This is a genomic window from Amycolatopsis speibonae, from assembly GCF_042647925.1.
Classification (GTDB): domain Bacteria; phylum Actinomycetota; class Actinomycetes; order Mycobacteriales; family Pseudonocardiaceae; genus Amycolatopsis; species Amycolatopsis speibonae.
This window is the reverse complement of sequence record NZ_JBHRWK010000061.1, coordinates 23,953-37,114: the sequence shown is the minus strand read 5'-3', so window position 1 is coordinate 37,114 and position 13,162 is coordinate 23,953. Positions and strand designations below refer to the sequence as shown.

At 70.8% G+C, this 13,162-nt stretch carries 4 protein-coding genes and 1 pseudogene; all 5 read left to right on the top strand.

Translation table 11 applies throughout. The annotated features are described in order from the left end of the window. Positions 1-3,387 (top strand): SDR family NAD(P)-dependent oxidoreductase (locus ACFOSH_RS33290; protein ID WP_378243751.1); only part of this gene is annotated, 3,387 nt, incomplete at its 5' end. 19 nt (positions 3,388-3,406) lie between these two features. Beyond that, positions 3,407-11,551: pseudogene (locus ACFOSH_RS33285) on the top strand (SDR family NAD(P)-dependent oxidoreductase); the annotation flags it as partial. A gap of 6 nt (positions 11,552-11,557) precedes the next feature. Further along, positions 11,558-12,262 carry a cation:proton antiporter domain-containing protein gene (locus ACFOSH_RS33280; RefSeq protein ID WP_378243747.1) on the top strand — a complete coding sequence of 235 codons (705 nt, stop codon included), beginning with the start codon at positions 11,558-11,560 and terminating at the stop codon, positions 12,260-12,262. 3 nt (positions 12,263-12,265) lie between these two features. Continuing rightward, complete coding sequence (locus ACFOSH_RS33275; RefSeq protein WP_378243755.1) at positions 12,266-12,718, top strand: cation:proton antiporter domain-containing protein; 453 nt, start codon at positions 12,266-12,268, stop codon at positions 12,716-12,718. A gap of 173 nt (positions 12,719-12,891) precedes the next feature. Continuing rightward, positions 12,892-13,155 (top strand): DUF5132 domain-containing protein, encoded by a 264-nt coding sequence (locus tag ACFOSH_RS33270; protein WP_378243745.1) that lies wholly within the window; start codon positions 12,892-12,894, stop codon positions 13,153-13,155. Positions 13,156-13,162 lie beyond the last annotated feature (7 nt).

The window sequence follows — 13,162 nt, the reverse complement described above, 5'->3', positions numbered from 1 at the left end:
GCGCGAACACTGCTCAGCCGGCCACGGTTCGACCATCGTGGTGTCGCCGTCGCCGAGAACCGGGACGAACTCATTGCAGCCTTGGGCAACCTCACGCCGACCACCGTCGACGGCGGTAAGACCGCGTTCGTGTTCTCCGGACAGGGCAGTCAGCGCATCGGCATGGGCCGCGAACTCCACGGCACCTATCCCCTCTTCCGCGAAACGTTCGACGCCCTCTGCGAGCACTTCGAATTCCCCTTGCGGGACATCGTGTTCGGCGACACCGAACTCGCCCTGCTCGATGACACCCTCTACACCCAGACGGCGTTGTTCGCCGTCGAAACCGCGCTCTTCCGGCTCCTGGAATCCTTCGGGCTCCGGCCCGACTTCGTCGCCGGGCACTCCGTCGGCGAGATCACCGCGGCCCACGTCGCCGGGGCATTGTCCTTGGAGGACGCCTGCGCTCTCGTGGCCGCACGCGGCGCGCTCATGCAAGACCTTCCTGAAGGCGGGGCGATGGTCGCCATCGCCGTGGCGGAGGAGGAGATCACGGCGGCGCTCGACGGCCGGGCAAACCTCGCCGCGGTCAACGGCCCGACCTCGGTCGTGATCTCCGGTGAGGAGCACGCTGTCCTCGCCATCGCCGCCGAGTTCGCCGGACGCGGCCATCGGACCCGGCGATTGCGGGTGAGCCACGCCTTCCACTCGCCCCTGATGGATCCCATGCTCGACGAGTTCACCGCCGCGCTGAAAGACATCCGGTTCGAGGAAACGGAAATCCCGCTGGTGTCCACGGTGACCGGAGAAGTCCTGACCGAGCACAGCGCCGAGTACTGGGCCGGGCAGATTCGGCGACCGGTGCGATTCCACGACGCTGTCCTGGCGTTGCGCGAGCTCGGGGTCACGACCGTCCTGGAGATCGGCCCCGACGCCGCCCTCAGCACCATGGTCGACGGGGCCGTGCCGGTGCTGCGCCGCGACCGGACCGAGAAGCGTGCGGTGCTGGAGGCCTTGGCCGCCACCGGCCTCCCCGTGCGCTGGGACCGCACGTTCGACGGCCCCGCCGAGCTCGCCGACCTGCCCACGTATGCCTTCCAGCACGAACGCTACTGGCCGGCGGCCGCGGCCCCTACGGCCGCGGGGTCGACAGGACTGGGGCATCCGCTGCTGGACGCGATGCTGGACCTGCCCGGCACCGAGGAGCTGGTGTTCACCGGTTTCCTGTCGAGGGACAGGCAACCGTGGCTGGCCGACCATGTCCTGCGGGGCCTGGTGGTCGTTCCGGGCACCGCGTTGCTGGAGCTGGTGATGCGGGCGGCGGAGAGCGCGGGCTGCCCGCGCGTCGAAGAACTGACCAACGAGGCTCCGTTGCTGTTGCCGGACGGCGGTGTCCAGGTACAGGTCACCGTCGGCCGCGCCGACGAGAGCGGCAAGCGGGCGGTAGCCGTGCATTCGCGTCCGGAAGCCGGGCCGGGGGGCTGGACCCGACACGTCGAGGCAACGCTCACCGCGGACGTGACGCCACCGTCCTTCGAGCTCTCCGAATGGCCGCCGGACGGGGCGGTTTCCCTTGACGTCAGCGAGTTCTACGACGACCTGCGCGACCGGGGATACGGTTACGGACCCTCGTTCCAGTGCCTGCGGGCAGCGTGGCGGCGAGGAGGTGAACTCTTCGTCGAGGTCGCGCTGCCCGGTGAGCAGGCGGATCGGTTCGCGGTGCATCCGGCTCTGCTGGACGCCGTCCTGCAGGCCATCACCCTCGGCGGCTTCGAAGACGAGGAAGAAGGCCGGCTGCGGGTCCCGTTCGCCTGGCGGGGAATCCAGGAATGGTCCGACGGCGCGACCCGGCTGCGCGCCCGGCTGGCGGCGGACGGAAACGGCGGGGTGACCGTCGGACTCGCCGATGACACCGGCGCGCCGGTCGCGGAGATCGAGTCCCTGCTTTCCCGGCCGGTGACCGGCGCGCGGTGGGGGACGGGCGGCGGGCTGTTCGAAGTCGAGTGGGTGCGGGCGGAGCACGGTCGCGGAGATCCCGGGTTCGTCGTCTGCGAAGCCGGTGGGGGAGACGTGCGCGAAGTGGTCTCCCGGGTGCTCGCGTTCTTGCGGACCACCGAAGCGCGCAAGCTCCTGGTGGTGACCCGGGAACAGGTCGGGCCGGACCGCGGTGACCCGGTGGGACACGCCGTGTGGGGGCTGGTGCGGGCCGCTCAGGCGGAGGAGCCGGGACGGATCGTCCTGGCGGATCTGGACGCGGGCGCCTCGCCCGGACTCGTGCCCCGGCACGAGCCGGAAGTCGTGATCCGCGGTGACGCCGTCTTCGTGCCGAAGCTTCGACCGGTGACCGGAAAGCAGACGGTCCTGGAACCGGACGGCACGGTTCTGATCACCGGCGGCACCGGCGCGCTCGGCCGGGCCGTCGCCCGGCATCTGAGCGAAGTGCACGGGGTCCGGCATCTGCTGCTGGTCAGCAGGTCGGGCGGGACGACCGACCTTCCCGGCGCGCGTGTGGTGGCCTGCGACGTCGCGGACCGGGACCTGCTGGCCGCCGTCCTCGACGACATCCCCGCCGGACATCCGCTGACCGGGGTGGTGCACGCCGCCGGCGTACTCGACGACGGCGTGCTCGGATCGCTGGACCGGGAACGACTGGGAACCGTGTTCGCGCCCAAGGTCGACGGGGCGCTCAACCTGCACGAGCTCACCCGTGACCTGTCCCTGTTCGTCCTGTTCTCCTCGATCGCCGGGACCCTGGGCAACGCCGGGCAGGGCGGTTACGCCGCGGCCAACGGCTTCCTCGACGGTCTCGCCCGGCAACGGCATGCCGAAGGGCTCCCGGCGACGTCGCTGGCGTGGGGACCGTGGGACATCGGCATGGCCGCGGACCGGGCGCCCAGTGGCGGAGTGAAGCCGTTGGCGACCGCCGAAGCGCTGGCCTTGTTCGATCTCGCGATCGGAGCGGGCCCTCCGGTGCTGATCCCGGCCCGGCTGGAGCAGGAAGCGCCGCCGAAACCCCGCAGGACGAAGTCGCGCCTCGTACTGGACGGCGATCCGCGCCGGACAGTGCTCGAACTCGTGCTCGCCGAGGCGGTCTCCGTCGTGCGTTCCGGAAAGGACTCCTTGAAAGCGGACCAGGCGTTCCGAGAGGTCGGATTCGATTCGCTCACCGCCGTCGAACTGCGCAATCGCCTCGTGAGGGTCTTCGGCGCGGAACTGCCCGCCACGGTCGTCTTCGACCATCCGACACCGCAGGCACTCGCGCTTCGCGTGCACGCGGAGCTGTTCCCCGACGCGGTGACCGCCGGGATTCCCGAGAGCAGAACGCCCGACTTCGACTCGATGGACGCGGCCGAACTCGTGCGGCAGGCGATGAGTCCCGAGGCTGGAGTGGCCCGTGACGACCTCTGAGGAACAGCTCGTCGAAGCGCTTCGCTCGACGCTCAAGGAGAACGAGCGGTTGCGAAGGCAGGGCGCGGGCTCCGCCGATCCCATCGCCGTCGTGGCCATGGCCTGCCGGTTCCCCGGGGGTGTGCGGACGCCGGAGGAACTGTGGGCGCTCCTCGACGGCGGTGTGGACGCGATCGCGGGGTTCCCGGACGACCGCGGCTGGGAGCTGGACACCCTGTTCGACGCCGACCCGGACGCGTCCGGCAAGTCGTATGCCCGCGAAGGCGGATTCCTCTACGACATGGCCATGTTCGACCCCGGGGTCTTCGGGATCAGCCCGCGTGAGGCACTCGCGATGGATCCACAGCAACGGCTGCTGCTCGAGACCTCGTGGGAGGCGTTCGAACGGGCGGGCATCGACCCCGGTTCGGTGCGCGGCGGGAAGATCGGGGTCTTCGGCGGCATCATCAACCACGACCACGGGACGCGGTTGCGTCCGGTGCCCGAAGAAGTCGAGGGCTACGTCGGGACAGGCAGTTCGGGCAGTGCCGCGATCGGGCGGGTGGCTTACACGTTCGGGCTGGAGGGCCCGGCGATCACCGTCGACACGGCGTGTTCGTCTTCGCTGGTGGCGATGCATCTCGCCGTGCAGTCGCTGCGCCGCGGGGAATGCGCGATGGCGCTGGCGGGCGGGGTGACCGTGATGTCGACGCCGGACACGTTCGTGGAATTCTCCCGGCAGCGCGCGCTCGCCCCCGACAGCCGATGCAAGTCCTTCGACGACGCCGCCGACGGCACCGTGTGGTCGGAGGGTGCGGGCATGGTGCTGCTGGAGCGGCTTTCGGTCGCCGAGGAGCGCGGACATCCGGTGCTGGCGGTCGTCCGCGGTTCCGCGGTGAACTCCGACGGCGCGTCCAACGGCCTGACCGCGCCGAACGGACCTTCCCAGCAGCGGGTGATCCGGGCCGCCCTCGCCGACGCCGGTCTGTCCACTGTGGACGTGGACGCGGTGGAAGCGCACGGCACGGGCACCCGGCTGGGCGATCCGATCGAGGCGCAAGCCCTGCTGGCGACCTACGGCCAGGACCGCGAACACCCGGTGCGGCTGGGCTCGGTGAAGTCGAACATCGGCCACACCCAGGGCGCGGCAGGGGTCGCCGGGGTGATCAAGATGGTCCTGGCCATGGGCCACGGCCTGCTCCCCAAGACGTTGCACGTCGACACGCCCACGTCGCGGGTGAACTGGTCGTCTGGTGCGGTGGAGATCCTCACCGAGGCGTGCCCGTGGCCCGAACTCGATCGTCCGCGTCGCGCCGCGCTTTCGGCTTTCGGCGCCAGCGGGACCAACGCCCACCTGATCCTGGAATCGGTTCCGCGGACCCACGCCGAGAGCGGCGGTCAAGCCGGACCGTGGCCGGTGCTGGTGTCGGGCGCCACCGCGGAGGCGGCGCGGGCACAGGCCGAGCGGGTCGCCGAATTCGTGCGCACGCGTCCTGACATCGAGGTAGGCGATGTGGCGTGGTCGCTGCTGTCGTCGAGGGCGGCGTTGGCGCACCGGGCCGTCGTGGTGACGGACGAGCGCGAAGATCTGGTGGCGAAGCTGGCAGGAGCGGGGCCGGGGAGCGCGGACGTCACCGGGCGGCTCGTGTTCGTCTTCCCCGGCCAGGGAACGCAGTGGGCGGGGATGGGACGCGAGCTGGGGAAGTCGTGCGCGGTGTTCCGCGACTCGATGCTCGCGTGCGCCGAGGTCCTGGAAGGTCTGGTCGGCTGGAAGCTGTGGGACGCGCTCGACGACGAGGCGGCACTCGCGCGGGTGGACGTCGTGCAGCCGGTGTCGTTCGCGATGATGGTGTCGCTGGCCGCGGTCTGGCGTTCGCTGGGTGTCGAGCCGGACGCGGTCGCCGGCCACAGCCAAGGCGAGATCGCGGCGGCGTACGTCGCCGGGGTGCTGTCGCTGGAGGACGCCGTCCGCGTGGTGGTGCTGCGGTCCGCGGTCATCGCCCGGGAACTGTCGGGGCGTGGTGCGATGCTGTCGGTCGTCGCCCCGGAAGACCAGGTGCGGGCGCTCCTGCCCGGCTTCCGAGACCGGCTCTGGGTGGCCGCGGTGAACGGTCCGGCGTCGGTCACCGTCTCGGGGGACGCGGACGCGATCGAGGAGTTCGGCCGCCTGCTGTCGGCCCGGCGCCTGTTGCGCTGGGCGCTGCCCGGCGTGGATTTCGCGGGCCACTCCGGCCAGGTCGAGGCCGTGCGGGAGAAGCTGCTGGAGACCTTGGCCGACGTCCGCCCGGCGCCGGGCACGGTGCCCGTCTATTCCACTGTGGACGATCGCTGGCTCGGCGGCACGGAGATGGACGCCGGGTACTGGTACCGGAATCTGCGACAGCCGGTGGGTTTCGAGTCCGCCATGCGCGGGCTGGCCGCCGAGGGACACCGCGCGTTCCTGGAAGTGAGCGCGCATCCGGTGCTGACCACGAGCATCGCCGACGTCGTCGAAGAGCCCGCGGTGGTGACCGGGACACTGCGCCGCGACGAGGGCGGCTGGGGAAGGTTCCTGGCCTCGGCGGGGGAACTCCACCGGCGCGGTGTGCCTGTCGACTGGAAACCCGCGTTCGACGGACCGTACCGGCGGGTGGACCTGCCGACGTATCCGTTCCAGCGTGAGCGGTTCTGGCTGGACGCGCGCACCGGAGCCGGGGACGTGACGGCGGCGGGCCTGGCCGCCGCGGACCATCCTCTGCTCGGCGCGGTCGTCCGGCTCCCCGAAGACGACGGAGTGGCGCTGACAGCGCGGCTTTCGCTCGCCACGCATCCGTGGCTCGTGGACCACGTCGTGTTCGACACGACCGTCGTCCCCGGGGTCGCGCTGGTGGAGCTGGCGATCCGGGCGGGTGACGAGGTCGGCCACCCGGTGGTCGACGAGCTGGTGATCGAGGCGCCGCTGGTGCTGCGGGACCGGGAAGCCCGCCAGCTCCGGGTCCGGGTGCGGCCGCCCGACGCCCACGGACGCCGCGCGCTGGCCATCCACTCCCGCCCCGACGAGGCCGGGCCGGACGCCGAGTGGACCCGCCACGCGAGCGGGTCCCTGGCCGCGTCCGGTGCGCCCTCCGGCTTCGAGTTCGCCGAATGGCCACCGGCCGGGGCGGCACCTGTGGACATCGAGAACACCTACGCGGGATTCGCCGCCGCAGGACTGGCGTACGGACCGGGTTTCCAACGGTTGCGCGCGGTGTGGCGCCGGGGCGAGGAGATCTTCGGCGAGGTCGCCCTGACCGAGGAACAGAGCCTCGAAGCCGGTCGGTTCGGGCTGCATCCGGCGCTGCTCGAATGCGCGTTGCACGCGAGCACCTTCACCGGTCAGGAGGTCGCGACGCCCGACGGCGACGTCCGGCTCCCGTTCTCGTGGACCGGGGTTTCGCTCCACGCTTCGGGCGCGACGCTGGTGCGCGTCCGCGCCGTCGCCAGGGGAGAGGGCGAGGTTTCGCTGCGGCTGGCCGACGAAACGGGCGCCCCGGTCGCCACCGTCGAATCGCTGGTGTTCCGGCCGGTGTCCCTCGCGGGGCTGCGGACCACGACCGGCGGTTCGTTGTTCGGGGTGGAGTGGGTGCCTGCCGAGGTCGGGGCGGCGCCCGATGTGGATGTCGTGGTGTGCGAGGCCGGTGCTGGTGATGTACGTGAAGTGGTGGCCGGTGTTCTCGCGCGGGTGCAGGAGTTCGTGCGGGAGGAGACCTCGTCACGTCTGGTGGTACTGACCCGTGGTGTGTCCACGCCGGTGGGGGCGGCGGTGTGGGGCCTAGTGCGCTCCGCACAAGCCGAAGAGCCCGGCCGGATCATGCTCGCAGACCTCGACGACGACCCGAGATCCCGTGCCCTGATAGCGCAGGCCGCGGCCGGTGACGAACCACAAGTCGCGATCCACGCCGGTCAAGTCCGGGTCCCCCGGCTCGCCCGAGTCGAACCCGCTGGTGAGCCGCTGGTGCTGGACCCGGACGGGACGATCCTGATCACCGGCGGCACCGGCACCCTCGGCCGGATCATCGCCCACCACCTGGTCGACACGTACGGCGTCCGGCATCTGCTGCTGCTCAGCCGCACCGGCGGCACCACCGACATACCCGAAGCACACGTCGTGGCCTGCGACGTCGCCGACCGCGACGCCCTCGCCACCGTGTTGGACGACATCCCACCCGAACACCCCCTGACCGGCGTCATCCACGCCGCCGGAGTCCTCGACGACGGAGTCCTCGCCACCCTCACCCCACACCGCCTCGACACCGTCTTCACCCCCAAAATCAACGGCGCCCTCAACCTCCACGACCTCACCCGACACCACAACCTCAGCCTGTTCGTCCTCTTCTCTTCGGTAGCCGGTGCGCTGGGCAGTGCCGCGCAGGGCAACTACGCGGCCGCCAACGGATTCCTGGACGGGCTCGCGCACCAGCGTCACGCCGAAGGGCTTCCCGCGACCTCTCTCGCCTGGGGTCTGTGGGAACCGACAGGCCTGACCGCGCGACTCTCCGACACCGACCGTCGCCGATTGGCGAACACCGGCATGCGGCCACTGTCCGCGGTGGACGGTATGGCGTTGTTCGACAGCGCGATGGCCACGGGACTGCCGTCGCTCGTCCCGGCGCGGTTCGACCTCGCCGCGGTCGGGGCCGGTGAAGTACCGCCGCTTTTCCGTTCCCTGGTGCGGCGACGGCGCGCGGTCCGGACCGGATCCCCGGATTCACTCGCCCGGCTTCCCGAAGAGGGTCGCCGTCAAGCGGTGCTCGATCTGGTGCGCCGGGAAGTCGCCGCCGTACTCGCGCACGCCACGAAGGACGCCGTCGACGAGGTCAGGGCGTTCAAGGAAATGGGCCTCGATTCGCTGACCGGTGTCGAGTTGCGCAACCGCCTCGCCGCCGCGACCGGGCTGCGGCTGCCCGCGACCCTGGTCTTCGACTACCCGACTCCCGGCGGGCTGGCCGGTCACCTCTGCGAGCGGCTGTCGGGAGGGGAACGCGGGCGCACCACGTCCCGCGTCACCGCCGTCGCGGACGAGCCGATCGCGATCGTGTCCATGGCGTGCCGGTTGCCGGGTGGCGTGGTGTCGCCCGAGGGGCTGTGGGACCTCGTGGCGGGCGGAGTCGACGCCGTGACGGACTTCCCGGCCGATCGCGGCTGGGACTTGGGCGCGTTGTACGACCCCGATCCGGACGCCGCCGGGAAGTCGTATGTCCGGCAGGGCGCGTTCGTCGACGACGTGGCCGGTTTCGACGCGCGGTTCTTCGCGGTGAGCCCGCGCGAGGCGCTGGCGATGGATCCGCAGCAGAGGCTGTTGCTGGAGACGTCCTGGGAGGTCTTCGAGCACGCGGGCATCGATCCCACGTCGGTGCGGGGCAGCGACACCGGGGTCTTCACCGGCGTGACGAACCACGACTACGACCACTACCGCAACCCCGGGGCCGGTGACTTGGACGCCTACCGGATCACCGGCGTGTCCGGCAGCGTCGTTTCGGGCCGGGTCGCGTACACCTTCGGCCTGGAGGGGCCGGCGATCTCGATCGACACGGCGTGCTCGTCCTCGCTGGTGGCGATGCATCTCGCGGTGCAGTCGCTACGCCGGGGCGAGTGCTCGATGGCCCTCGCGGGCGGGGTGACGGTGATGGCGACGCCTCGCGGTTTCGTGGAGTTCTCGCGACAGCGCGGACTGGCTCCCGACGGCCGGTGTAAGTCGTTCGCGGCCGCCGCCGACGGGACGGCGTGGTCGGAAGGCGCCGGTGTGGTGCTGCTGGAACGGCTTTCGGATGCCACCCGGCTGGGGCACCGTGTGCTGGCTGTCGTCCGCGGCTCGGCGATGAACTCCGACGGTGCCTCGAACGGCTTGACGGCCCCGAACGGTCCGGCACAGCAACGGGTGATCCTGTCCGCGCTGGCCGACGCCGGTCTGTCCACTTCGGACATCGACGCCGTGGAAGCACACGGAACGGGCACACGCCTCGGCGATCCGATCGAGGCGCAGGCGGTATTGGCGACCTACGGCCAGAACCGGGATCGCCCGGTGTGGCTCGGTTCGCTGAAGTCGAATCTCGGCCATGCCCAAGGCGCCGCGGGGATCGCCGGGGTGATCAAGATGGTGCTCGCGATGCGGCACGGGGTGCTCCCGAAAACCCTGCACGTCGACGCGCCCACCCCGGAGGTCGACTGGTCGTCCGGGTCCGTGGAGTTGCTCACCGAACCTCGTGAGTGGCCGGAACCGCGCCGTGCGGGGGTTTCGTCCTTCGGTGTTTCCGGCACCAACGCGCATTTGATCCTCGAGTCCGTCGCGGAGACCGGCGAACCCGAAGCCGAGACCGGTGACCATCGCGGGCCTTGGCCGGTGGTGCTGTCCGGGGCGACGGTGGAGGCGGTGCGGGCGCAAGCGCGGACGATGGCGGAGTTCGTGTCGGCGAACCACGACGTCGCCGTGGAAGATCTGGCGAAGTCGCTGGTGTCCTCACGGGCGATGCTGGCACAGCGTGCCGTGGTGGTGGCCGACGACCGCGACGAGCTCTTGGCCGAGCTCGCGACCTTGAGCCGGGACGCGGTCGAGGTGGCCCCGGCCGAGGGCAAGCTGGCCTTCGTGTTCAGCGGGCAGGGCAGCCAGCGGGCCGGGATGGGCCGCGAGCTGTACGAGAAGTTCCCGGTCTTCCGCGAAGCCTTCGACGAGATCTGCGGGCACTTCGCTTTCCCTTTGAAGGAAACGGTCTTCGAGTCCGATCAACTGGACGGGACGCGGTACGCGCAGGCCGGGTTGTTCGCGGTCGAGACCGCGCTGGCCCGGCTGCTGGAGTCCTTCGGGGTGCGGCCCGACCTGGTGGCCGGGCATTCCCTCGGCGAGGTGACCGCGGTCCACGTGGCGGGCGCGTTGTCCCTGCGCGACGCGTGCGCGCTGGTCGAGGCGCGCGGCAGGTTGATGGGCGACCTGCCGCCGGGCGGGGCGATGGCCGCGGTGGCGGCCTCCGAACGGGAAGTCGCCGCGGTGGTGGAGGAATGCGCCGGCCGGATCGCCCTCGCGGCGGTGAACGCGCCGCGGGCGGTCGTGGTGTCCGGCGACGAGGACGCCGTCTCCTGGGTGACGGACCGGTGCGGCGAGTACGGATGGCGGACCCGGCGGCTGCGCGTCAGCCACGCGTTCCACTCGCCCTGCGTGGACGAAGCGGCCGCAGGGCTGGAGGACGTGGTCCGCGGGCTCAGCTTCACCGAACCCCGGCTCCCGGTGGTCTCGAACGTGACCGGCGACGTCGTCGGCGCCGACGTGCTGGGCGAACCCGGCTACTGGAGCACCCACCTGCGCTCGACCGTCCGGTTCGCCGAGGGTGTGGCCCGGCTGCGCGCCGCCGGCGTCGGCAAGGTGCTCGAAGTCGGGCCCGGCCGGGCGCTGACCGGCATGGTCCGTGACTGCTGGGAAGGTGAGCGCGACACGCTGGTCGTGGCGGGGCTGCGGGAACGTCGGGAGGCGGCCGGATTCCTTTCCGGGCTGGGCGAGTTGTCCGCGGGCGGGGTGCCGGTGGACTGGCCGTCCGTGCTCGGCGGCGCCGGACGGCTTGTCGGGCTGCCGACGTATCCGTTCCAGCGGCGGCGTTTCTGGCTCGAACCCGCGAACCCGGAGTACACGCCGCCCCCTGCTGTGCCCGTCGTCGACGAGGTGACCATGGCCGAGCGGCTCGGGGAGCTGCCGCGCGCCGAACAGGAACGCGAACTGCTGGACCTCGTCCGCGAGCAGGCCGCGAACGTGCTCGGCTACGAGAGAGGCGCCAGTACCGGCTCGCGGGAGGCGTTCCAGGAACTGGGCTTCGACTCGGTGACCGCGGTCGAACTGCGCAACCGGATCGTCTTCGCCACCGGCCTGCGCCTCCCGGCCACCATCCTCTTCGACCACCCGACAGCCGCCGCCGTCGCCCGGGTGCTGTGGACCGAAATGTTCTCCGGGGCCCCCAGCGGATCCCTTGCGCTGCTTCATGATCTGGACCGGCTCGAAGCCGTCCCGGCCGACACGCTCGACGACGGGTACCGCGCCGCCGTACTCGCGCGGTTCCAGCGGATCACCGAGGGCTGGGCCCCGAGACCGGAGGCGGACACCGGGACCGCGGACCGGCTCCGGACGGCGTCGGCAGCCGAGATCCTCGACTTCATCGACAACGAACTCGGCCGGGCGGCGAAATGAGGCGGCATGGAGAAGCCGGCCACGAAGCGCCATCGGCTGTGGCCTTGGCTGGTGGTCTGCGCCGTCCTGGTGGCCGCGGCGGTGTTCGGCGCGGCTCAGTTCCCCGGCCCGCGCGGTGCGGAACCCCAGACCCCGCCGTCGTCGATCCCGCAGTGGCGGGCGTTGCTCGCCGTCTCGCTGGTCGTGCTCGTCGCCCGGCTCGGTGGCACGCTGGCCACCAGGCTCGGCCAGGCCAGGGTGCTCGGGGAGGTGGTCGCCGGGGTACTGCTCGGCCCGTCCTTGCTGGGCGCCGTGTGGCCCGCCGCCCAGCTCTGGCTCTTCGACCCCGGCGTCCGCGCCACCATGGAAACGTTGGCACAGCTGGGTGTTCTCGTCTTCATGTTCCTCGTCGGGATGGAATCCGCGGTGCCTTCGCAGGGCGTGCCGCTCCGGCCGGTCGTGGCGATCGGCTTCTTCGGGCTCGCCGTGCCGTTCGCGCTCGGGGTGCTGCTCGCGGCGATCCTGTCCGGGATTCCCCGGCTCGGGCTGCCGAACGGCGGGGACGCCGCCTTCGCGCTGTTCATCGGGGTGAGCCTGAGTGTCACCGCGTTGCCGGTGCTCGCCAGGCTCGTTGTCCTGCTGCTCGGTGTGGTGCGCCGCGGTTTGGGCAGGCTCGGCGAGCGGCGGGTGGACCGTATTCCGTCCGGGGTGTCCGTCGGTCTCCTCGGGTGAGCGCTGCTGACGGCCGCGTTCACCGACCTGGTCGGCGTGCACAGTTTTCTCGGAGCCTTTCTTTTCGGTGCCGCTGTCCCGAAAGAACTCGCGACGAAGCTCCGGCTCGACGAAAAGCTGCGGCCCTTCGTCTCGTGGCTGCTGCTTCCGCTTTTCTTCTGCGTCATCGGTATCGACGTCCACCTCGACGCGATCGTGGGAACACCGATGCTGCTGGCTGTCCTTCTGCTCGCCACCCTGCTCAACTGCCGAGGACTGACCGAACTCGTCGTCCTCGACACCGGACGGCGAATGGGGATCCTGACCGACACCGGCTTTTCGTTGTTCGTCCTGATGACGCTGGTGACCACTGCCGGCTGCTCGGTGCTGGCGGCCGGATTCACCGGAAAGTGTCAGCCTGGGGAAAAGTCCTTGCCAGAGCAGGATTCCCGGTTTCTTGCTGCTCCGAACCGGTGATACCGGCTGGTCCGGTAAGGGACCTCGGCGACGACGATCTTGACCCTGTCCGATCGCGCTGTTTAGCTGAAATTCTCACGGCGCTTTTTCCGGGAAGGGGGCGGTGTGGAATCGGCTGACCAGATGATGGTTGAACATTCACGGTACCCGCGTGCAACGGAAATGGAGTGACGATGGTAGCGCCTGTTGTGGCCCCGTTCGTGATCGGATTCGTCGCCGGGCCGGTGACCCTCAAACTGGTGAAACCGGTGGTGCGTGGTGTCATCCGGACATCGGTGGCGATCGCGATGGAGGTGAAGAAGGCCGCCGCGCAAGCCGGTGAGGAATTGCAGGACCTGGCGGCGGAAGTGACCGCGGAGATGGCCGTTTCGCAGACGGAGAAGCCCGCGCCGGCGAAACCACCGGCGAAGGCCAGGCAAACCAGCGCGGCGCGCTGATCGCCTC

Excerpts from the sequence above, each read along its gene's own strand:
- ACFOSH_RS33280 (WP_378243747.1), top strand. The coding sequence starts at position 11,558 with ATGGAGAAGCCGGCCACGAAGCGCCATCGGCTGTGGCCTTGGCTGGTG.
- ACFOSH_RS33270 (WP_378243745.1), top strand. The coding sequence starts at position 12,892 with ATGGTAGCGCCTGTTGTGGCCCCGTTCGTGATCGGATTCGTCGCCGGG.